This window comes from uncultured Dysosmobacter sp. (assembly GCF_947631635.1).
Classification (GTDB): Bacteria; Bacillota; Clostridia; order Oscillospirales; family Oscillospiraceae; genus Oscillibacter.
Map to the genome: position 1 here is coordinate 32249 of NZ_CANRMB010000025.1, position 20867 is coordinate 53115.

20 protein-coding genes and 5 tRNA genes are annotated in these 20867 nt (G+C 54.3%); 9 read left to right on the forward strand and 16 right to left on the reverse strand.

Annotation, left to right across the window (positions count from 1 at the left end; translation table 11 throughout):
- Window positions 1-10: 10 nt before the first annotated feature.
- The 11 genes from Q0Z71_RS12310 to Q0Z71_RS17150 form a co-directional block, all read right to left on the reverse strand.
- Complete coding sequence (locus Q0Z71_RS12310) at window positions 11-1303, reverse strand: hypothetical protein (RefSeq protein ID WP_298023070.1); 1293 nt, start codon at window positions 1301-1303, stop codon at window positions 11-13.
- A 511-nt stretch (window positions 1304-1814) separates the two neighbouring features.
- Complete coding sequence (locus Q0Z71_RS12315; RefSeq protein WP_298023130.1) at window positions 1815-2513, reverse strand: sugar transferase; 699 nt, start codon at window positions 2511-2513, stop codon at window positions 1815-1817.
- 139 nt (window positions 2514-2652) lie between these two features.
- Window positions 2653-3933: a DegT/DnrJ/EryC1/StrS aminotransferase family protein gene (locus Q0Z71_RS12320; RefSeq protein WP_298023073.1), complete on the reverse strand. Its 1281-nt coding sequence runs from the start codon at window positions 3931-3933 to the stop codon at window positions 2653-2655.
- Between the two features lie 49 nt (window positions 3934-3982).
- Complete coding sequence (locus Q0Z71_RS12325; protein ID WP_298023075.1) at window positions 3983-5986, reverse strand: nucleoside-diphosphate sugar epimerase/dehydratase; 2004 nt, start codon at window positions 5984-5986, stop codon at window positions 3983-3985.
- Between the two features lie 220 nt (window positions 5987-6206).
- A complete protein-coding gene (locus Q0Z71_RS12330; protein ID WP_298023078.1) occupies window positions 6207-7229 on the reverse strand; it encodes an LCP family protein in 1023 nt (340 codons plus the stop codon).
- 1 nt (window position 7230) lies between these two features.
- Window positions 7231-7506: a hypothetical protein gene (locus tag Q0Z71_RS12335; protein ID WP_298023081.1), complete on the reverse strand. Its 276-nt coding sequence runs from the start codon at window positions 7504-7506 to the stop codon at window positions 7231-7233.
- A gap of 33 nt (window positions 7507-7539) precedes the next feature.
- Window positions 7540-8328, reverse strand: coding sequence for a class B sortase (locus tag Q0Z71_RS12340; RefSeq protein WP_298023084.1), 789 nt, complete (start codon window positions 8326-8328; stop codon window positions 7540-7542).
- On the reverse strand, window positions 8325-9023 hold the full coding sequence (locus tag Q0Z71_RS12345; protein WP_298023087.1) for a CpsB/CapC family capsule biosynthesis tyrosine phosphatase: 699 nt from the start codon (window positions 9021-9023) through the stop codon (window positions 8325-8327). Before Q0Z71_RS12345 ends, Q0Z71_RS12340 begins: the two co-directional genes overlap by 4 nt.
- Complete coding sequence (locus tag Q0Z71_RS12350) at window positions 9020-9796, reverse strand: CpsD/CapB family tyrosine-protein kinase (protein WP_298023091.1); 777 nt, start codon at window positions 9794-9796, stop codon at window positions 9020-9022. The genes Q0Z71_RS12345 and Q0Z71_RS12350 overlap by 4 nt, the downstream gene beginning before the upstream one ends.
- On the reverse strand, window positions 9793-10554 hold the full coding sequence (locus Q0Z71_RS12355; protein ID WP_298023095.1) for a YveK family protein: 762 nt from the start codon (window positions 10552-10554) through the stop codon (window positions 9793-9795). The genes Q0Z71_RS12350 and Q0Z71_RS12355 overlap by 4 nt, the downstream gene beginning before the upstream one ends.
- 1269 nt (window positions 10555-11823) lie before the next feature.
- Window positions 11824-12033 (reverse strand): nucleotidyl transferase AbiEii/AbiGii toxin family protein, encoded by a 210-nt coding sequence (locus Q0Z71_RS17150; RefSeq protein WP_363316713.1) that lies wholly within the window; start codon window positions 12031-12033, stop codon window positions 11824-11826.
- Between the two features lie 476 nt (window positions 12034-12509).
- On the opposite strand from Q0Z71_RS17150, the gene Q0Z71_RS12365 reads away from it, so the two are divergent.
- From Q0Z71_RS12365 to Q0Z71_RS12405, 9 genes are all read left to right on the forward strand, one after another.
- Window positions 12510-12899, forward strand: coding sequence for a sigma-70 family RNA polymerase sigma factor (locus Q0Z71_RS12365; protein WP_298023100.1), 390 nt, complete (start codon window positions 12510-12512; stop codon window positions 12897-12899).
- A 274-nt stretch (window positions 12900-13173) separates the two neighbouring features.
- The gene (locus Q0Z71_RS12370; RefSeq protein WP_298023103.1) at window positions 13174-13521 is read left to right on the forward strand and encodes a hypothetical protein; all 348 of its coding nucleotides are present in this window, start codon (window positions 13174-13176) and stop codon (window positions 13519-13521) included.
- Window positions 13518-13733, forward strand: coding sequence for an AlpA family transcriptional regulator (locus tag Q0Z71_RS12375; protein ID WP_298023106.1), 216 nt, complete (start codon window positions 13518-13520; stop codon window positions 13731-13733). The genes Q0Z71_RS12370 and Q0Z71_RS12375 overlap by 4 nt, the downstream gene beginning before the upstream one ends.
- Window positions 13730-14470, forward strand: coding sequence for a helix-turn-helix domain-containing protein (locus tag Q0Z71_RS12380; RefSeq protein ID WP_298023109.1), 741 nt, complete (start codon window positions 13730-13732; stop codon window positions 14468-14470). Before Q0Z71_RS12375 ends, Q0Z71_RS12380 begins: the two co-directional genes overlap by 4 nt.
- Before the next feature lie 369 nt (window positions 14471-14839).
- Window positions 14840-15265 carry a hypothetical protein gene (locus Q0Z71_RS12385; protein WP_298023112.1) on the forward strand — a complete coding sequence of 142 codons (426 nt, stop codon included), beginning with the start codon at window positions 14840-14842 and terminating at the stop codon, window positions 15263-15265.
- The gene (mobP3, locus tag Q0Z71_RS12390; protein WP_363316714.1) at window positions 15253-16896 is read left to right on the forward strand and encodes a MobP3 family relaxase; all 1644 of its coding nucleotides are present in this window, start codon (window positions 15253-15255) and stop codon (window positions 16894-16896) included. The genes Q0Z71_RS12385 and mobP3 overlap by 13 nt, the downstream gene beginning before the upstream one ends.
- 262 nt (window positions 16897-17158) lie before the next feature.
- Entirely contained in the window at window positions 17159-17452 is a 294-nt protein-coding gene (locus Q0Z71_RS12395; protein ID WP_363316715.1) for a DUF6809 family protein, read from the forward strand.
- Window positions 17453-17454: 2 nt separating this feature from the next.
- Entirely contained in the window at window positions 17455-18660 is a 1206-nt protein-coding gene (locus tag Q0Z71_RS12400) for a site-specific integrase (RefSeq protein ID WP_298023118.1), read from the forward strand.
- Window positions 18618-20051, forward strand: coding sequence for a site-specific integrase (locus tag Q0Z71_RS12405; protein ID WP_298023122.1), 1434 nt, complete (start codon window positions 18618-18620; stop codon window positions 20049-20051). The genes Q0Z71_RS12400 and Q0Z71_RS12405 overlap by 43 nt, the downstream gene beginning before the upstream one ends.
- Window positions 20052-20214: 163 nt before the next feature.
- Here the strand turns inward: Q0Z71_RS12405 and Q0Z71_RS12410 are convergent.
- The 5 genes from Q0Z71_RS12410 to Q0Z71_RS12430 all read right to left on the reverse strand — a co-directional run bounded on the left by Q0Z71_RS12410 (window position 20215) and on the right by Q0Z71_RS12430 (window position 20755).
- Window positions 20215-20290 (reverse strand) — tRNA-Thr (locus Q0Z71_RS12410).
- A 6-nt stretch (window positions 20291-20296) separates the two neighbouring features.
- Window positions 20297-20373: transfer RNA gene (locus Q0Z71_RS12415), tRNA-Asp, on the reverse strand.
- A 59-nt stretch (window positions 20374-20432) separates the two neighbouring features.
- Window positions 20433-20508, reverse strand: a tRNA-Trp gene (locus tag Q0Z71_RS12420).
- A 38-nt stretch (window positions 20509-20546) separates the two neighbouring features.
- Window positions 20547-20623 (reverse strand) — tRNA-Ile (locus Q0Z71_RS12425).
- Window positions 20624-20679: 56 nt separating this feature from the next.
- Window positions 20680-20755 (reverse strand) — tRNA-Asn (locus Q0Z71_RS12430).
- Between the last annotated feature and the right edge of the window lie 112 nt (window positions 20756-20867).

The following is a 20867-nucleotide window of genomic DNA, read 5'->3' on the forward strand; positions in this document are numbered from 1 at the left end:
TCTCTAATTGTTATTTTGAATACCCTTTAATGGAATCGATATCAATCACTGGTGCGATAAGAGAATTTCTGTTTTCATCAAATATCTTTAAGGTTGAATACACATAGTTTGTCTTTTCTTTCATCTCTTCATAGGATCTGAAAGCCATGTGAACCGCAATCAAAAGAACATCATTTAAGTTGTGTGCGTTAATGACGTCTCCTTCATGGTAATATTCCAGCACACTTACAACCTCGGGCATGCTTTTGATCTCATTCAGCCCTTCAATTTTGGAAATCTTTCCTTCCTTTGCATTACTGAGGAAATAAATAATGGAGGAACAACCATCAAATCTCGCGTCTATGGTTAATTCGGTGCCCGGGTCGATCATATGTCCTGTAATTGTCTGATTAAACATCATGTCCAGCGGATTCACTTTGTGGAAATACTCATCTACGAATGGCCAGGTTCCACCTAGACGCCCCTCCATTTCATAGAAGCTGATGTAATTCTCATTTACATAGCCCTGTAGGAAAATGATGCCGTCCTTATACTTTTCCCCTTCAAACATAGCCTTGACTTTTGGGTCTACAGTTTCTAAATATCTGTCAATGTTTTTCGAAGGAAGAAGCATGAGATTAGAGTTGTTGATTGCCTTACCTCTGTCTGATGTTGAATATCTATCAGCCATCGACATCAGCTGGGCTTTGCCATCAATGATTATGTAGTCCAGAATGAATTCCGTACCTTCCAAGAATTCCTCAACCGTAATCACTTTCCGTTTGGAGAATGAAAGTGCAAAATCCACTGCTCCTTTTAAGTCCTCAGCTTTGTAGCAGACGCTGGCACCACGGGCTCCGCTTGCATCACGCGGCTTAACGAAGACAGGATAACTAAGCTTTTTAGCACTGGATTCAATATTTTTCAAATCAATCTCATACGTTTTAGGAACTGGCACCCCGTATTTTTCACATGTTCTTTTGAAATATAATTTATCAGTAGATTGAAGGATCATGCCTTCAGTCGCGTAGTAGGGAATGCCGGTCCTATCAGAGAGTTCTCGGCACACTGGAAGCAGAAAATCGATATAGCCTGTGGCGATGCCGTCAATTTTCTTTTCTTTGCAAAGATCAACCAGCCAGTCTACATCTTTTGCATTGTGATAAATCGCTTCATCTGCTGCAGCCTTTGCTGGACTATTTTCTGCTTCTAAGTCGACAACAATTACATAGATGCCTAGTTTTTTTGCCCTGTCAACGACATATCTTGCTCTTGGGACACCACCCAGATATAAGAGCCTTTTTCCGGCTAATCCTTCAAACATACTCATTTCTCCTTTTTATTGGTGTTTAAAAAGAGTAATCAGCCAAGTTATTCTATACATATCCTCTTCTGTATATCTCTGATCACGAACAAGACTCAATTCTTTTTCACCAAGCTTGTGATATGTGCTCACAGGCCAGTGAATCGGACAGTATATGTCTCTTTAAATAGCACTTTATCTTTTGAAAATCTAACTGATGACGGGTACAATAACAAGGGAACCCCAGTCGTTCACACAATTCGGTGCACTTTTCGACAGGCGTTTCGCTGTATCCTGTAGTGATACCATCAACGCCAGCTTTATGGCATATATGTTCCAGTGCGTCAAGATCAGCCCAACTAATATCCCAGTATTCATCCGCGACCAATTTTGCAGGGCTGGCATCGGTATCGTAAAAATCCGATACTATCGTATACACACCTAATTCCTTCGCCCGTTTCACAAGCGTTACCAGATTAGGTCCGCTTGCAAGGATAAGCAGTTTTTTCCTTTGAGTACCTGCTTTTCCATATTAATAAAAATCCCTTCTTTGTCGCTCATCATACAAGTTTCCTGGCCTTTCTTCGCCTTGACCTATTCCCTCTTTTTTTAGGACCTTTCCTACTGTTTTGAAAAGGATGCGAACATCTAAGCTAAAAGAAAGGTTGTTAACATACTTGATATCATAGGCAAACCTCTCATTCCAGTTTAAATCATTTCTTCCATTGACCTGCGCCAATCCAGTCAGGCCTGGACGTACATCATGACGATGTCGTTCCTCTTCTGTATAATATGGTAAATAAGAAACAACCAATGGCCGCGGCCCTACGATGCTCATATCCCCCTTCAGGATATTAAAAGTTTCCGGCAGCTCGTCAAGTGATGTAGCCCTTAAAGCCCTGCCGAATTTTCCGAGTCGTACCTCATCGGGCAGAAAATCCCCGTTTTCATCCCTCTCGTCTGACATGGAGCGGAACTTGTACAAGGTGAAGATCTTCTCTTTCCCTGTTTTCGGATCAATCTTGCCCGGACGCGGCTGTTTGAACAAAACCGGCGAACCCAGCTTTATCCGCACTAGGACCGCTATAATAATGTAAAGCCATCCAAACACGACGATCGCCGTCAGAGAACAAATGATATCCAGCAGCCGTTTTATGTACCGTCCATAAAGCCCACTTCTTATTGATCCATGCCGGGATGTCACGGGCTTGTTCACCTGTGCCTGCTGCATCATTTTCCCCCAATCACGCAAAGCATCTCCTAATTACCTCTTGAGGTACCAAGTCCCCATAGGGGGCACACATATACGTCATTTCCCTTGACAAGTGCCTCGATGACTTCCTTTGGGAGAGTGATAAAGGCCTCCATCCTTATTCAAAGCAAGCTTTGATTACTTTTATAATGGCATCCTGCTGCTCCCCAGTCATCTTATTATCGCTGGGCAGGCATAGCCCCCTCGCGAAAATATCCGCACCGACATCCTCGACCCCGCCGGCAATATACGCGTTGGTTTTTGCTCTGCCGGAGTCGCTCCGAGTTATGAATGCGTCCATCCGGTAGATCGGCTGCAGATGCATCGGCTTCCAAATAGGTCTTCCCTCGGCGTTGATGCCGCTGAGCGCCTCTAATATCTCCGTGGGGCAGCTCTTTCCATGCTCCGGCTGATACCTTGCGGCGCTGTCATCCCGCACCTGCCTGCACATCGCGCCCTCGTCGATGATCATGGCGCTGAGCCAGTAGTTCGGCTCGCAGCCCTCAATAATCGGATTCATGGAAACCGGCAGATCCCGCAAGCCCGCCTGATATCGTTCATAGATCGATTTCTTCTGGGCAATATGCTCCTCCAAATGCGGAAATTGTCCGCGGATCACACCAGCGATGACATTGCTCATGCGGTAGTTATAGCCTACCTCCTCATGCTGGTACCAAGGAACGCTTTCGCGGGCCTGTGTGGACCATTTTCTCGCTTTGTCCGCCGCCTCCAAATCATTTGTCAGCAGACACCCTCCGGCGCTGCCTGTTATGATCTTATTCCCGTTATAGGAGATCGCCGCATAGTCGCCAAAGGAGCCGCACGGCCTGCCCTCCCATGCGGCGCCCAGTGCCTCCGCCGCATCCTCAATCAACAGCGCACCGTGCTTTTCGCAGATCTCCCTGATCCGGCGAATATCGCCGGAGAAGCCGTACAGCTCGGCGCAGACAACAAGCTTCACATCCGGGTAAACCGCAAAAGCCTTTTCCAGCGCCGCGGGGTCCATGTTCCAGGAATCGCGCTGGGTGTCAATGAACACCGGGATGCCGCCCTCGTACACGACGGGGTTTACCGTTGCGCCAAAGGTCATGTCCGAGCAAAACACCCGCCTGCCTTCCACCGCGCCATGTCCGACGGCCGGCCTGCCGTACAGCCTTTCGCCTGCAAGCTTCACGCAGAGATGCAGGGCGGCCGTACCGCAGGACAGCCCGACGGCATACTTCACGCCCGCTTTTTCCGCTGCGATGCGCTCCACCTCGTTGATGTTTGCCCCTACTGTGGACATCCAGTTGGTTTCATATGCTTCGGTTATGTATCTCAATTCATCGCCGTGCATGGTCGGGCTGGCCAGCCAGACTTTTGATTCGAACGGTTTCAGATCGTTCCTTTTGGTAAGCATATCCCTATTTTTCGGCCCTTGCCGCTGGCAGGGGTCGCTCTCCTTCCGCTCACGCTTTTTCCCGCGCAAGTATCGTGTCCCGGTTCACTTCCTCCGGATCCCGATAGGTGGGCACGGTAGCCTGGATGGCCTCGATCACTCTCTCATAGTGTCCCGCTTCGCCGCTGGACACACCCGAAACGGCACGGGCCAAAATTTCCAGCTTGGCGTCTACCTCCGCCCGGCTGTATCCCTTGTCCCGCTCAATGAAAACCAGCTTATTTTCGGTCCTCTCCAGACCCTCTGTCTGCACCAGCAGCTCTTCATAGAGCTTTTCTCCAGGACGCAGGCCGATTTCCACGATGTCCACATCCTCATACGGCCGCAGCCCGGAAAGCCGGATCATGTTCTCCGCCAGGTCCAGGATCCTCACCGGTTTTCCCATGTCCAGCACAAACAGTTCCCCGTTCTTTGCCATTGCCCCGGCCTCCATCACCAGTCCCACTGCCTCCGGGATGGTCATGAAGTATCGGATGGCTCGCTTGTCGGTGATGGTCACCGGCCCGCCCGCCGTGATCTGCTTCTTAAAAAGCGGAATGACCGAACCGTTGGACCCCAGCACGTTGCCGAACCGCACCGCGGCAAATGCCGTGGCGCTGTCCCTCCGGCACTGGACCACCATCTCACACAGCCGTTTGCTCGCCCCCATAATATTCGTGGGGTTGACCGCCTTGTCAGTGGAGATCAGCACAAACTTTTTCGTGCCGTACTTCTCCGCCAGATTTGCCACGTTATAAGTCCCGAACACGTTGTTTTTGATGGCCTCACAGCCGCTGTGCTCCATCAGCGGCACGTGCTTGTGCGCCGCCGCGTGAAACACGATGTCCGGCCTCACCTCAGCGAAGATCTCCTCCATCCGCTTCTCATCCCGCACAGAGGCGATCACCGTTTCCAGCGTCAAGTCTTTGCCATACTTGTGCGTCAGCTCCTGCTGGATGTCATAGGCGTTATTCTCATAGATATCCAGGATCACCAGCCGCCGGGGACTCAGCGCCGCGATCTGACGGCACAGCTCGCTGCCGATGGAGCCGCCACCTCCCGTCACCAGGACCGTCTTGTCCCGGTAATAGTCCTTGGCCTTGGTGGACGCAATACTCAGTTCGTCCCGGAACAGCAGATCGTTGATGCTGAATCTCCGCAGCTCCCGCTTGCCGTATCCCACATTCCGCTCTCCGGACTTGTCGCCCAGCGGGTAGTCAAACAGCATGACCTGGCACCCTGTCTGCCGGTACAAGTCGTATAGTCTGCTCTTCTCTTCCGGCGCGGCATCCGGCAGGGCGATCACCACTCCCTGCACCGGCATCGTCTTAATGATTTCCACGATCCGCTCATTCTCCGCATACACCGGGATTCCGTTGATGCTGCTGCCGATCTTGGCCGGATCCGTGTCGATGAAACAGTAGGGGTTGTGATGGGACCGGGGATTCCTCCGAAGCTCTCCCGCCAGCATCGCCCCGATATTGCCCGCGCCCACAATGGCGATATTCACCTGGTGCATATGCCCCGGCGTACCCTGCAGCAATTCCCGCATCGCCCTCAGATCGCTGGCCGTTCCAGCACGGGCATACAGGTACTGGTACACAAACCTGCTGGCCAAGGTACCCAGCATGACCAGCAGTACCGTGACCAGCGTATAGGCCGCTCCCAGGCTTACTGCCGGACTCACCCGTCCAATCAGGAAGAAAACGCACCCACTGGCCGCGTCCGCAGTCATCAGTTTCAGATATATGGATACATTCGCGTACCGCCACACGGTGGCGTACACTCTGAAGCACAGCCGCGCCGCCATTACGCAAAGGTACAGTACCAGGGCCTTCCCCAGCGTAAACCTGCCGTTCACTGACAGGGAGTTGATATCCAGCATTGTCAGGACACTCATCAGGAAGCATACCGTCAGAAAGATCGCCGTGTCGATCCCCATCAGCTCCAGCCGCCGTTTGGGCAGCAGGCTTCTGGTACTGCGCAGCGCCAGTTCTCGTTTTTTTCTCCTGAACACCTGAAAATCGGAACGCATGGTACTTAGTCCCACCTCTATCTTCATGGATGGTCCTGCATTTTTGTTAACACAGACCCATCCTGTCTGTACAAACGGTATGGGGTTTCTCAGAACAAGTCCCCACCCCGGAGAAAACCTTTGGTGGAATTCATCAGGCGGGGCAAACTCCCCTCCCGGCACGGCCACCACCAACGCCGCCGGGACTACAAATCCTTTTCCTTTTTCCAGTCATCAACTGTCAAGGTTCCTCCATCAGCTCATAAAATTCCTCGATCACCAAACGCTGCAGGGCCTCTTCATCGGGGTAGAATTCTATATACTTCTCCGTCTCCACCGCCTCGCCCTCCAGGACCGTATAGCTTTCCATATGATATTCCCGGAGGCTTTCCGCAAGCTCGGAGAGCTTCTGCGCGGTGCAGTCTGAGCCCATATGTTCGGCTAACTCCAGCAGGGAGGCTGAGATGAACCCATCGTCCTCTGCCGCCAGGGTGGACAGCTTCTCCTGCAATCCAGACAAATACTCCTTCTGACGTTCCATCCGCTCCAGGTTGGTGCCCTCGCCCACATCCATCCGGGCCCGCACATAGTTCAGCGCATGTTTGCCCAGCAGCGTCACGGTCTCTCCTTGGACAAGCGCCGGGTCTGCCGCGGAGAAGTCGTCCCGGATCTCCACCGTCACCCCGCCCGCCAAATCGTTGAGTACCATCAGTCCGTCCATAGTCAGCGTTACATAGTGGTCGATCTCCACCCCGTACATCAGCCCGGAGACCGCGTCCATCGCCGCCATGCCCGCGGTCCGGTCGTTCTGGGTATACGCCTGGGCATGGGCATAAGCCAAAGCCAGCTGCGCCGTATAGGTCCCGCTGGGCCTGCCGTACTGGTCAAAATCCTGTATCGCCGCCATGGTGTCACGGTTGATCTGGAATACTTGGTACGTCTCATTTGTCCGGTCGATTTTCAACAGCAGGAACAGGTCGGACTGGGCGTATGAGCCCGATACACCGATTTCCTCCTGCTCAGAACGGTCCAGCCCCAGCACCAGCACCGTCTCCACATCATCCCGGGGCGCATACCACGCTCCATTGTAAAAAAGCAGCGCCCCGTCATCCTCCAAGGTGTGGGATGGTGCATCGGTCTCTCCTGTTGGAAAGCTGCCCTCTTTCCAGAGAAAGAGCCCCAATGCTCCCACCAGGAAAAGGGCCAGCGCCGTCAAGAGGACCGCAGCCGTCCGAATCAACTTCCGGTCAACGCGGAATTTCATCTCAGCGTGCGGAACCAGCCTGTTTTTTAGCCTTGACCAGCGTCACCGCGCCGCACACCGTGGAAGCTGCGGCCGCCAGTGTCAGGGCCTCTATCCCGCCCAGTCCAGTCTCACCAGTCTGGGGAGCGGGAACGATTGACGAATCTGTGTCTGTTCCACCAACCTCTGTTGCGGGACGATCAGGTTCCATGGGGGACAGCTTATCCGCATACGCCACAGGCGCAGACAGCATCGTCACCATCATGGCGGCTACCGTAAACAGCAGGAACTTCTTCATCTTGGTTCATCCTTCCTTTTTCGAAATGATGGTTCATGGCGCGGCGCTTTCCGCCGTCCTTTTTGCCAGCACCAGATAGCGCTGGTCCCGGTCGCCCCTTAAGCAGGTGGACAGGATCAAAAGCTGATCCTCCGCCGTGACCTCTGCGTTCTCATCGATGTTGGCGTTGATGGACCGGACAGACAGTGCCTGCTCCAGAAACTTCTGAAATACCTCCGGGTCCGTAAAGTCGTTGTAGTACAGGATATGCCGCATATCGTGGGGCACCGCCGCGAACACCTCGTAATGCAGCTCCTGCTCCGGCAGATAAACCACAATATCCCGGTATGCCTCCAGCCCGCCCTGGCTGGAATAGGTCTCCTGAAGATTTCCAAACATGGCCCCGGAGCGCATATTATGGCCGTAGACCAACGTCACCGGGTCGGAAAAATCTTTTTTCGTGTAGGTCTCCTCTGTGAAGAGAGCCCCCTCCTGGCTGGACTTGCCCTCGCTGTTGTGATCCAGATAAAAGCTGTCGTCCCCCTCCCTCTGAAGGATGGGGTAGTTCACATCGGTGCCGGGGATGTACAGCCAAGCGTAGATATCCGGGTTCATGTCCCACAGCTCTTCAAAATCCACCGGGCTGACATAGGCCGGGGCGGCCTCCGCCGGGGCCTGGGCCTCCTCCTGGGGTTGGATGGTCTCCGCCCGCTCCTCGACAGCAGCCTGGACCCGGCTCTCCGCTATATGATGCGGGTTTATGCGCAAATAGGCGGCCGCCCCGAACAGGGTGCAGCCGATCACCAGCAGCAGTCCGCCGCAGATCAGTCCCCGACGCTTCATTTCCCGTTCTCCTCCCAGCCCGGCAGGAACCTCTTGACGTTTTCCTTCAAAATCTCACGTTCCTTCTGTCCCAGCACCGCCCAAGCCGCTTCCAGCCGGGGCGAGCGGTCGTCCATGTCGTGGCTGTCCGTACCCAACAGATGGATCCTCCCCTCCCGCAGCATTCGGATGGCTTTGCGTTTCGTCTGCCAGCGCAGGAAAAACGAAGCGTTGCACTGATTCAGCACCCCCCACTCCAGCAGGGCCTCCCAGGTTTCTGGCTGCAGCCAGTGCAGGTAGCGTTCAGTGTGGGCCAGCAGCACTCTCATCCCAGGCCGCAGCTGAAGATCAAAAATCTCCTGAAGCATCCGCCGGCTCCAGCGGCAGTAGGGCATTTCAAGCAAAAGCAACCCAGTGTCCTCAATTTGCAGGGCGTCCAGCCCCTTACATTGGCTGATCCCCTCAAAATAGCATACCTCGGCCCCCAGCTTCAGGGCGGGCAGACCGGGGTGCCAGACCTCTGCAAGTTTTTCCGCGGCGGCGGCCCGCCGGTCCAAAAACTCCTCCGGGCTGTTCTCATCCGCATAGAAGTGCGGCGTAGCGGCCGCGCAGTCCACGCCTTGGGCAGCCAGCGCCTCCAGCATGGCCAGACTCTCTTCTGCGCTCCGGCTCCCGTCGTCCATTTGGGGCAGCACATGGCAGTGGATATCCGTCATACAGCAGGCTCCGCTTTGTCCTTGCCTTCCTTCGCATAGGCATACTTACCTTTATAGTAACTCTTATACTTCGTGCCCTGTCTTTCCGAGTGGGTCATGACAAAGCCCAACACCTTGACGCCCACATTTTCCATCTCCCGCATGGCCTCTCCCACCGATGACCGGGTGGCGTAGCCCTGCCGCACCACCATGATCATTCCGTGGATCAGCCGGGAAGCAACCAGCGCATCCGATACCTCGTTCACCGGCGGCAGGTCCAGGATGATGAAGTCACAAGCCCCGGCAAGGTTCCTGAGCGTCGTCTTCATCCGCTCCGACCCAAGCAGCTCCGTTGGATTGGGCGGAATAGGGCCTGCGTTCATAATCCAAAGCCTCTCCTGGATGCCCGAGGGCTGAATGGTCTCCCCTTCTGTACACAGCCCCGCCAGCAGGCTGGACAGCCCCACGCGCCGCTCCAGCTTCAGCCAGCCGGAAATGGTGGGCAGGCGCATATCCGCCTCCACCACCAGCACCTTTTTCCCAGACTCCGCCAGCACATAACCCAGGTTCAGCGCCGTGGTGCTCTTACCCTCGCCGCTCATAGAACTGGTAACGCCTACCACCCGGCATGTCTCCCCACTGTGCAAAGAGGAGATGGGCAGAGCAAACAGCAGGTTGGTCCTCAGCAGGCGGTACGCCTCAGAAGCCGCGAAGTTCAGCCCCGCCCCAAAGGTCTTTTTTTCTTCGTCCGGGCGGAGCAACCGATCCTTTTTGCCTTTCTTAAACGTAATCATGTCTTCTTTTTCCTCTCCGCCGCCTTTGCGTAATATGAACCGTAGTCCTTTCCGACCTGGGTTGCCAGCACATCGGGGATGGCGGCCAGCACCGGCAGGTCATAAGATTGAAGCAGGTCATCCTCGCTCATGATCTGCTCGCCCAGCAAGTCCCGCATGATCACGATGCCGTAGCTAAACAGCAGCCCGATCAGGGCGCCTAATATCGTATATTTTTGCAGGCTGGGGCTGCACCGTTTTTCGGGCACCACCGCCAGATCCACTGTCCGCACCGAAGATCCATCCATGACCTGGGCAATTTTGTCCGGCAGCACCTTCACGATGGTGTTAGCGACACGCTCCGCCTCCTCCGGGTCTTTGCTGGTGACGGTGACCTCAAAGATCTCGGTGCCGTTCACTGACTTCGCCTCAATCATCTTCTCCAGTTCCTCGAAGGTGTAATCTACCTTTGCCTGCTTGATGACGTCGTTTAACGTCAGGCGGGTATTCAAAATGGCGATGTAGGTGTCCACCAGCGTCTGGGAAGCAGAGAGATCGGACAGGCTGATGGACGTATTGCCCACCGAGAAGGAGCTGTTGTTCACGTACAGCAAGGCGCTGGCCTGGTACTTGGCAGGTATCACCCAATAGGCCAGGGAAAACCCTATCCCTGCGCACAGGATCATTGCCAGCGAGATGGCTATTGCATGCCGCCACAGCGCCTTCATCAGCCGAAGCAAGTCGATTTCCAAGTATTCTTCGTTGTCCTGCTTTTTCATGTTCCGTACTCCTGCCACCATTTTTATCCACTTGGCCCAACCCGCAAACCGCCGCAATCGCGTCAGCCATCGTTGGCAGGACGCCGATGCCCATGCACATTGCAAGAAGGCTGGCCCATATTCGTCTTTCCATACATCTTTTTTTCTCGTTCACAAGCCCCATTCTGTTATGCTTCCGCATAACAGAACAAAAGGGGTCCCCTTTTGTGGCCTGGCTTCCCGACCGATTTTTGGATATTTTATCACAAAATATGTACTTTGTATAGGTCCTATTTGATGGGAAAAATGTTCCCAATCTAGGCACTATCCGCAGCGGTCACAATAAGCCATAAATTCGCGCTCCATGGTGGTTTTGTATCGCGGGCTGCCCCCTTTCAAAATCGAATACCCAATAACTCAGCCATTCTGCAATACTGGGGGATCAGCCTCTTTCAGCCATTGCTGCAAATTCCCCGAGGTCAAACAGATCACAGAATATGAATGACGCCATGGTTGCCTCTGCCTATGGGATACTCTCCATAAGCGAGGAGCGGTTTCGCCTTTGTGCCCTTACAATTTAGCTCTGATTTGCAACACCATAACAAAGAGAGAAACTCCCAAATCCAGCGTCCCTTATTTCGGCTCCCCTTGTCCGCCGCCCCCCAGCAGCCGCTTGACTTCCCGGTCAAAGTCGAATGGAATCGCACCAACATTTGAATACCAGCAAGAAAGCTTGCGCACTCGAACAGAGAATGATTTTGCATGAGAACACAGCCTCTTTCAAGCGTCTCGATTTTCCCCCAAAGATAAACGCCAAGGCGCAAGTGCGACACTTGACTTGCGCCCTGGCCTCATTATTTTCCACGATGATTCTTGGCCATCACCGCTCCGGAGCACATGATTTGGCACACCCCTGAGTGGAAACATTTTGAGCTGCTGAAATCAATAAAAGGTCTGTTCTCCAGCGCATCCGCCGCCTTTATTGTCATTCCCCAATTTCTGTCACCCTTGCACTGATCTGCTCAAAGGTTTTGACTGCAATATCAAACTCCTGCTTCTCATCGGTATAGAGGAGCGTGGTATGCAGGCTTTCATAGGTCAACCGAATCCCGGAATCAAGGTACTGCTACCACGATGCAAAGTCATATGCACCTGTCGGATCATATTCAGCGGAAATATTTCGCCGGCCAATGCAGAAGGACTCGGTATCCTCTGTCAGCCTCACCAGCCGTTTGAGTTTCTCCGTTTCAGAAAGGAATGTCTGAATCTCCGGCATCTGGTACAGGCGGGTTACATCGTAGATGTAGCGCACCTTGCGGCCCAGTGTGCTGCAAATGGCATGGTGCCGACGGACATGACGTTTTCGATTTTCTTGATGGCTTTGTCGCAGGCATTGTCTGATAGCTCCATCCCAAGAAAGGTAAGGTCAATGTCCTCAGAGAACCGGTCAATGGAGCCTGGGTAGCATTTGCTGAGAGAAGTGCCCCCTTGAACACGCACCGATCGGCATAAGGGCTGTCGGCCAGCGCCTTCAGCATCATGACGATATAATAGTCGCGCTCAACAGCGGACTCAGGAATATGCTTTTCGTTGGCAACAACGGTGATCAGCTCACGAAATTCTTCAGGATGAGTATGCAGCTTCATATTTACTTGACGATATGATCTACATTTTCCCTGTACCTTATTCACAAAAGTTATTTGGATACAGGTCCTCTTCAACTCCGGTATTTCTGCGCTGCTCCTCTGCATATTGACAACGGCGCAAAATTCCATTACTCTGAAATTGGGTCAAGGCCCAAATCTCGCAGCTTTCCGGTGAGGTTCACACCCATGTGTGACCTCAGACATTCATGGGCCTCGTAGGGCAACCATAACCACCCTGTACGAAGGAAACTTCCATGAAGGTCTACAGTTTTTGGCGCTGTGCCGGCAGCGCGGGTGTGCGCCTTTCCGTTGAGAGCGGAAAGGACACAAATGAACGACTATGTCGTGATCGAATACAACAGTGAGCAAGTATCGGTGCCAAAGGGGATCGCAGACTTCCTGGAACAGGATCGGATGCGGGAACAGGCGCAGAAAAGGCAGGACGCAAGGCATCTGAGTAAAAGTGAGTTTGAAACGGTGCTGTCCGGCTCGGACTGTGTCAGGCGTCCCGTGGAGGATGCCGTGCTCCGGGACCTCCGACTTGAAAATCTGCGGGGAGCCATTGAAAAACTGGATGCCAGGGATCAGAAGTTGATCTCGCTTCGATACAGCGGTGAGCTGACTATGGAGGAGATCGGTCAGGTCTACGACATTTCCAAAATGGCGGTATCAAAGCGGCTGAAAAAGCTTCACGAAAAGCTGGGGCGCTCTGTCTTTTGACAGGGCTCCCCAGCTTTTTATTTGAAGAATTTTTTTGTTTCTGGTTTACAAATGCGCTCTGAGTGTCCTTATAAGTGAGGGGATATTTTTGCTGTGCAAAAATACATGATGTGCCATTTCCTCGCCCCTTTCGGGGCAACCGGAAATGATGCACAAAACTTCATGCGCATTATTTTTCCCTTATTCGTGGTGCAGTGCAAACGCATGAAGTTTATATGACTGATGGGCCGCAGTCATAAATGCCCTATTTAAAATTACAAGGGAGCGTGCAAGCATGGATGAATTTGAAACGAGCAAGCGACGGCTGTTGGCTCTGCTGACCGCGAACATAGAACAGGAAACCATTGATTATGTCCATCAGGAGATGCGGCAGGCCGCGCCGGAGATCGTGCCAACAGCGAGTGAGCTTCGCGCATTTTTCCAGTCGCTGGATGGGCAGACTGAGCTGAGTGCATATCAACAGGTGCTCGCCATGGATAAACTGCTGGAGTATGCGGAGGTCAGCCTGCGGACGCTCTGCGATCTGATCCGCTACCAACAACTGAAACAGTTCGGTATCGTTCATTCAGTCGAAGAGTTTGCTGAGCTGTTCCATCCCGATGAACAGGAGGATCAAAAATGAAAAAGTCTGAGTACAACTCTTATGACAACCTGCCCCTGTTTCTCAATGCCGAGTTGGTGGCAAAAGTCCTGGGGGTATCGCCCAGCAGTGGCTATGAGCTGATGCATGAGCCAGGCTTTCCGGTTCTGAAAATCGGCAGAAGGATGGTTGTCCCCAAGGAGAAGTTCATCCAGTGGGTAGAGGAACACACGGCGAGAGGTGACAGAGCATGAGAAAACACCGTGTCCCTCTGGGATGGCCCCGGCGTGATCCTCGGCACCATCGGTTCGCTGTTCCCAATGAGGTGTGGAAGTACAAGCTCAAGCCCCTCGAGTTCGTGATCCTCTCCTACCTCTGCTACCGGCAGGCTCACGACAGAGGGGAAAAGAAACTCTGTGTGCAGGTGGTGGCGGATAGTCTCCGGCTGACCGCCACCACGGTGGAGAGGCACCTCGCCATGCTGGTAAGCAAGGTTCTCGTCACTGAGAACGGTGCTCTCACGCTCAAGTGTGAGGCCGGAAAGTTCTTCACACTCCCCAACGAGGTCTTCCTCCTGGCCCTGCCGCCCTCCGCCTTCCTGGTCTACGCCTACCTGCTCTACTGCGAGGACCGCCACACTCACCAGTGCCATCCCAGCTACCGCACCATCGCCGGAGCAACAGGCCTGTCGCTGAACACAGTGGTGAAGTCGGTGGGCATTCTTGCAGACAAAGGCCTCATCGCTGTGGAGCAAAGCTGCTGGTTCAACGAGGTGGGTCTGAAGCGGAACGGCAACAACGTCTATACCATCCTGCCGACCAGAGCGGCGGTGGAGGACTACCACCAGCGGCAGCTATGCCAACTGGAGTTGGATACGGAGCGCAGTCGCATCCGCAAGCGGCAAGCAAAACTCAACCGCCGACGCCCCGCAACGGCCCTGTGTGCCCCGGCTCCAGCCCAGGCAACATCTGACCCATCCCCAGTTACATAAACCGCTGTGCGCCCGCTATCGGCGGATTTACGAGGGGCTATCCGGGGCCACCGCCGGAGCCCAGCGAAGCGGGTCCGGTGGGGAGAGGAGGAACAGCGGAAGAAGTGAGTTTTCGCCCATTTGGGCGAAAACGAGGGATCTGGAGCTTGTGACGACGACAAGCAGGATAAAGGCAAGGAGTCAAATGTGACTCCTTTGCCAATCACAACTGCCCGCAGTGCGGGCAGTTGACGGGGATTTCCGTGATATCAAAGGTGACGTCTGTTTCAGCAACAAAAATGGCCTCTGGCGTCTATGCCCCTCAACTCCGCTGTTTCCAAGGGATTGAGCGGCGTCTGAGGCCCATATTTCAAGAATTTCGGAGGTATTATGAGCAAAGACACACGAGAGAGGCTGAGCCTGCGGGTCTCATCGGTAACCAGTTATCGACTGCATGCTGCATACAAGAGATCCGGCTGCCGCAGCATGAACGAACTGGCTGAGCAGGCAATCAATTTTTATCTGGACTATCTGGATACTGGCAGCGCCGGAGATTTTCTCCCCACGGCGCTGAAGTCCTACGTGGATGGTCGCTTGGGAAAGATGGAGGACCGATTGGCGGCGCTGTTTTTCAAGCAGGCGGTGGAGTTGGATATGCTCTCCGGCATTATTGCGGACAGTGTTCAGCTCAACGAAGATAATCTGCGCCGCCGGCGCGCGGAGAGCGTCAAAAATGTGAAGCGCACCAACGGGCGTATCTCGTTCGAGCAGCGAGTGCGGGAAAGCTGGGAGGACGGAGACCCGTGGCAAGACTGATTGTGAAGAGTCCCTACATCCAGGGCAAGGGTGCGGGAGGTTACCTGAAGTATATCGGTACCCGTGACGGTGTGGAGCTGCTGCCCTCCGGCTACATGGCGTACATGGCGGAGCGTCCCTGGTCCCACGGGTTGTTCGGTGACGAAGAAATCGTGGACATGAATGCCGCCATGGAGGAACTGAACAACTACCCCGGCAACATCTGGACGCACATCATCTCGCTCAAGCGGGAGGATGCGGAGCGGCTGGGATACGATCACGCTCTACAGTGGTGCAATCTCCTCCGCACCCACCGCAACGACATCGCCGCGGCGATGCATATCCCGCCCAAGGACTTCCGCTGGTACGCCGCCGTCCACAACGAGGGCGCGCACCCCCATGTCCACATGATGGCGTGGTCCATGAAACCAGGGCAGGCGTATCTCAATAAAGATGGCATCCGCAAGATCAAATCAGAGTTAACCAACGACATCTTCCACATGGAGATGCTCCACCTCTATGAACAAAAGTCGGTGTCTCAGGATGAACTGGTGCACCAGGCCCGCAAAACCATGCGGGAACTGACCAGACAGATGCAAAACAGCATCTGCGATCTCCCGGATGTCGAGCGACTCATGCAGGAGCTGGCGGCGCAACTGGAAACGGTCAAAGGGAAAAAGTCCTATGGCTACCTGCTAAAGTCTATCAAGAAAACCGTGGACGAGATCGTGGATCAGATGGAGCGGCTCCCGGTGGTCAATGACTGCTACGAAGCATGGTGGACGCTCCAGTGCCAGGTAGATGACTACTATGCAGAGCGAGAACGTCAGCGGCCGCCGCTGTCACAGCAGAAGGAATTCCGTCAGATCAAGAACGCGGTCATCCGAGAGGCAGAGCGCATCCGTCTAGGCGCGATTACCTTCGAGGACGGTAGTATTGCGACGGAAGATGAGCCGGAGCCCTCTGAGGGTATGTCTTATGACTTCTGGGCGCTGCGGGATGTCGTTCAGAATGATGATCTGCCCATGGCGGAGCGAGACGAGTCCGTGGCGCAGCTACAGCGTCTGGCGGAGGACGGTGACTCGCACGCGCAGTACCTCATGGGCAAGCTTTGGCGGGACGGTCCTCTGCTGATTCCAGATATCCAAAAGGCAAAGTACTGGTTCACACAAGCAGCAAACATAGGGCTGCCAGAGGCCCAATACGATTTGGGCAAACTGCTTCTCTCCAACGATCCAGAGGTCCGGGACCCAGACGAGGGTATCCGCTGGCTGAAGCAGGCCGCCCAGAGCGGCAACCAGTACGCCGCCTACCGGCTAGGGAAAATGTACCTCCAAGGAGGACAGGTCCCGAAGGATGTGCCCAGAGCGCTGGAGTACCTGACTGCCTCTGCCGAACAGAGAAACCAGTACGCCCAGTACATCCTGGGGAAGCTGTATCTTATGGGAAAGGATGTGAAACAGGACCGTGAACAGGCATACGGCTGGCTCTGTGAGGCGGCGGCACAGGGTAATGCGTACGCCCAATTCTTCCTGGAGAGGTTCGATGAGATCCGCAGGCCCAATGTTCTCCTGGCCGCCACAAAACTGCTCCATCACATGGGACAGATCTTTCGGGAGAACTCCGTACCGCCCGCCACTCCAGTGGGCTAGCGGATGGACCGCAAGCTGCGCAGAAGGATTCGGGAGAAGAAGATCGCCATGGGCCATAAGCCGGACGACCATGAGGAACCGGTGCAGAGCGGGCCAACGATGTCCATGTGACAAGCGTAAAATCTGCGTCGCTATACAAAGAAAGAAGCGTTTCCTGCTGTGACCGAAAAAGTTATCAGTTTGTACACCTTTGGCTTCCGTTTCTCTGGTATGTGTTGTGGCTGCCAAAACACGAAGGGAACTGATACGAATGAGGAAAACGTTGGAGGATATCTACTATGGCAACATCATCCCGTGCGATAGGCAGATAGCGCCTGGCTCAAATCTGGAGCGGGCTATGGATCAGGCGCAGAAGTGCGAGGAAAAACTGGTGAGCCAACTTGAAGGAACACAAGAATCCTTGCTGTTGAACCTGATAAATGCTCAAGACGATATCTACAGCACAATGGTGTTGGAAAATTTCATTCTGGGCCTTCGGCTGGGGATGCGGCTGGCCATGGAAGTTATGGACGAGGATGATGGGGATCTGACCGCGGTGAAAGATGGGAGGCAATGATTGTGGCAAAACGCAGGCCATCCGGCGATGGCATGGTGCGAAAGCGTGATGATGGCCGTTGGGAAGGTCGCATCGTGGTAGGTCACAAAGCTAACGGCGACTCTATCTTCCGCTACATCTACGCCGATACGCAAAAAGAGCTAACCGCCAGGCTGCGGCAAAACATCGAATTCTACCAAGGCGTAGACCTCACCGAACAAAGCAGAATAACACTCGCGGAGTGGCTGGATCAATGGCTGGAGCAGATGACCCCTGTCCTCCGCCCCTCCACCTTAGTCAGCTATCGCAGCGATATGGATCACCATGTCAAACCCTATCTTGGAGAAAAGCGAATCACCCAAGTAACTGCATCAGACCTCCGAAAGCTCTATGACACGCTGAAAAAGTCCGGCAAAGTGAAGCCACGCCCCGGTCAGAGCCGTGGCCTTTCAAGTACTACCGTTCATGGCATCCATACCACCCTCCACCATGCGCTAAAATCCGCCCAGGAGCAAGGCCTCCTCCCCGCCAACCCCGCCGATGAAGTGGAGCCACCCAAAATCGTCCGCAAGTCTATGGGCATCCTGAACGATGAACAGTTGGAGCGATTCAAAGAGGAAATCAAAAAAGATGATATATGGCACGACTTCTTCTACACAGAGCTGACCACGGGCCTGCGTCTGGGTGAGATCTGCGGCCTCATGTGGACCGACTTTGATGAGCGAAGCGGCACCCTCAAGGTCAGCCGTACCCTCCACAAAGAAAAGGGCGGCAGGCTGGTGGTCGGCGATACCAAAACCTATACCAGTACGAGGAAAATCGTCCTGCCCAATTCAACGGCACAACTTCTCCGGGAGAGAAAGAAGAAATCCTTCTCCCCCTGGATCTTTCATGACCCTCTTCGCCCGGAGGCCCCTGTGAATCCCAGCAGCGCCTATCGGCAGTTGAAGGCGATCCTGAAACAAGCGGATCTCCCCGACATTCGCTTCCATGACCTTCGTCACACCTTTGCAACCCACGCCTTGGCCAGCGGTGTGGATGCCAAAACCCTGGCGGGCATTCTGGGCCACACCAAGGCGTCCTTCACTCTGGACACCTACACCCACACCACCGGGGATATGCAGAAACGGGCTGCTGAGATCATAGGCGGATTTCTAACTGATTACCTTGGAGAGGAGATGGCCCCATGGCAAAACGCAGAAAACGCGGCGATGGCAGCATCCACCTGAGAAAAGACGGGCGGTGGGAAGGCCGGTATGTTGTGGGCTATAATGAAAAGGGTCTTCCTGTGACGAAAAATGTACTGGCAAAAACCAAGACGGAATGTACTGCAAAGCTGAAGCAGCTGCGAGATGGTATTCAAGCACCCGCGCCCGACCAGCCAAAGCCCAGCATCCTTTTGGGCGATTGGCTGGACCTCTGGTACCAGCGTCACAAGAAGCCCAATCTCCGCCCCAACACCCAGATGTCCTATGAGCAGCGCATCTATCAGCACATCATCCCAACTCTTGGAAGCACTCAGCTGAACAAGCTGACCACCGCGGACATCCAGAAATTCTACGCCGACCTCAAACAGGGCGGCAGGCTCCTTCGAGCAGAGCTCTACGGCGAGGGTCTGTCCGACCAGACCGTTCGGGGCATCCATACCACCCTCCACGCCGCTCTGGACAAAGCCGTGACTGAGAAACTGATCTTCCGCAACCCTGCCGACGGGTGCCGCCTTCCTTCCGCCAAGGCCAGGGAGATGCAAGTCCTGACCCCGGAGGAGATCCAGCGGTTGCTCATTCAAGCCAAAGAGGACGGCTGCTACGAATTGCTCCTGCTGGAACTCTCCACGGGCCTGCGCCGTGGAGAAATCTGTGCCCTCCAATGGGATGACCTCAATTTCAAGACAGGCGCCCTTCGTGTAGGGCGGCAGGTCCACCGGGTCAAAGGTGAACTGGTAATCTCTCAACCCAAAACCAAGAGCTCCATGCGGAGCGTTATCCTTCCTTCCCCTGTTCTGAATGTCCTCAAAGAATATAAGAAAACCGTTACCTCTCGTTGGATGTTCCCCTCCCCAGTCAGCGAGGACTCCCCCAGGGACCCCACCGCCGTTCGAAAACGGCTCCGCACCATCCTGGAGCGGGCCCAGTGCAAGCACGTCCGTTTCCACGACCTCAGACATACCTTTGCCACCGCCTCCCTGGAACACGGCATGGACATCAAGACCTTATCCACAATCATCGGCCATGTGTCCAGCAGCACAACGCTGAACATATACGCCCATGTCACCGACGAGATGCGTCGGACAGCGGCGGCGAAAATCGACCAGGGCATTGGCAAGGCCGAGCCCCAAGCCGAAATTGAAACCACACCTCGAAAACCCGCTCCCAGCGCCTTCCAGCCTCGCAAAGGCCAGCGGCGTAAATCGGGCACAGGCTGTATCTCCCAAATCAATGACCATCTATGGGAAGGCCGCTACTCCCCCATTTGGCCGGACGGGAAGAAACACCCACGCAACGTATACGCCAAGACTTACGAGGAATGCGAGGAAAAGTTGACCGAGCTGATCACGCAGATGAAAGCCGAAATCGCCACCGAAAAGGAGCGTCTGAAGAACGAAGGAAAAGCGAGCTGACGCAGAACAGCGGCCCACCGGGGAACAAATCTCCAGTGGGCCGTTTTTTTGCTGTCTGTGGCTTGTTATGTGGTCAGTACCAAATTTGCAAAATTGAAGTGGCTAAAAAAGTTCCAAAAAGTGAAGAAAAGTCAGCCTTTTCTGCGGAAAAGGCCGACTTTTGTGGAGCTGCTGGGCGGATTCGAACCGCCGACCTCATCCTTACCAAGGATGCGCTCTACCGACTGAGCTACAGCAGCATAAAATGGCGACCCGGAACGGGCTCGAACCGTCGACCTCTAGCGTGACAGGCTAGCGTTCTAACCAACTGAACTACCGGGCCATTTATGGCTCGTGACTGAGTTATTATATCACATACAACCAAGGTTGTAAAGACTTTTATGGCAGGGGCAGAAGGATTCGAACCCTCGGCACGCGGTTTTGGAGACCGCTGCTCTACCAGCTGAGCTATACCCCTATCTCGCTTGAGGAATTCCCCGTGGCGAACGACCATAATGGTGGGCCTTCGGGGACTCGAACCCGGGACCGGCCGGTTATGAGCCGGCTGCTCTAACCAACTGAGCTAAAGGCCCGTGTCGGCGTTGCTTTTAGAGAAGTATTGCCGCCACGCCGAGTGACGGCAATACCTTGGCTCCCCCAGTTGGACTCGAACCAACGACACCGCGGTTAACAGCCGCGTGCTCTACCGACTGAGCTATGGAGGAATATTTCAGGCCCCGGCTCTATTGAACCAAGACCTGTGTTGGCGTTACCTATCTTCCCGGGCCGTCGCCAGCCAAGTATTGTGGGCAGAAATGAGCTTAACTACCGTGTTCG

Coding starts and splice junctions, on each gene's coding strand:
- Q0Z71_RS12325 (WP_298023075.1), bottom strand. CDS start 5,986: ATGCGTTCCGATTTTCAGGTGTTCAGGAGAAAAAAACGAGAACTGGCG.
- Q0Z71_RS12385 (WP_298023112.1), top strand. CDS start 14,840: ATGAGCAAAGACACACGAGAGAGGCTGAGCCTGCGGGTCTCATCGGTA.
- Q0Z71_RS12330 (WP_298023078.1), bottom strand. CDS start 7,229: ATGAAATTCCGCGTTGACCGGAAGTTGATTCGGACGGCTGCGGTCCTC.
- Q0Z71_RS12355 (WP_298023095.1), bottom strand. CDS start 10,554: ATGAAAAAGCAGGACAACGAAGAATACTTGGAAATCGACTTGCTTCGG.
- Q0Z71_RS12380 (WP_298023109.1), top strand. CDS start 13,730: ATGAGAAAACACCGTGTCCCTCTGGGATGGCCCCGGCGTGATCCTCGG.
- Q0Z71_RS12340 (WP_298023084.1), bottom strand. CDS start 8,328: ATGAAGCGTCGGGGACTGATCTGCGGCGGACTGCTGCTGGTGATCGGC.
- Q0Z71_RS12310 (WP_298023070.1), bottom strand. CDS start 1,303: ATGTTTGAAGGATTAGCCGGAAAAAGGCTCTTATATCTGGGTGGTGTC.
- Q0Z71_RS12365 (WP_298023100.1), top strand. CDS start 12,510: ATGAACGACTATGTCGTGATCGAATACAACAGTGAGCAAGTATCGGTG.
- Q0Z71_RS12345 (WP_298023087.1), bottom strand. CDS start 9,023: ATGACGGATATCCACTGCCATGTGCTGCCCCAAATGGACGACGGGAGC.
- Q0Z71_RS12320 (WP_298023073.1), bottom strand. CDS start 3,933: ATGCTTACCAAAAGGAACGATCTGAAACCGTTCGAATCAAAAGTCTGG.
- Q0Z71_RS12405 (WP_298023122.1), top strand. CDS start 18,618: ATGGCAAAACGCAGAAAACGCGGCGATGGCAGCATCCACCTGAGAAAA.
- Q0Z71_RS12350 (WP_298023091.1), bottom strand. CDS start 9,796: ATGATTACGTTTAAGAAAGGCAAAAAGGATCGGTTGCTCCGCCCGGAC.
- Q0Z71_RS12375 (WP_298023106.1), top strand. CDS start 13,518: ATGAAAAAGTCTGAGTACAACTCTTATGACAACCTGCCCCTGTTTCTC.
- Q0Z71_RS12315 (WP_298023130.1), bottom strand. CDS start 2,513: ATGCAGCAGGCACAGGTGAACAAGCCCGTGACATCCCGGCATGGATCA.
- Q0Z71_RS12370 (WP_298023103.1), top strand. CDS start 13,174: ATGGATGAATTTGAAACGAGCAAGCGACGGCTGTTGGCTCTGCTGACC.
- Q0Z71_RS12335 (WP_298023081.1), bottom strand. CDS start 7,506: ATGAAGAAGTTCCTGCTGTTTACGGTAGCCGCCATGATGGTGACGATG.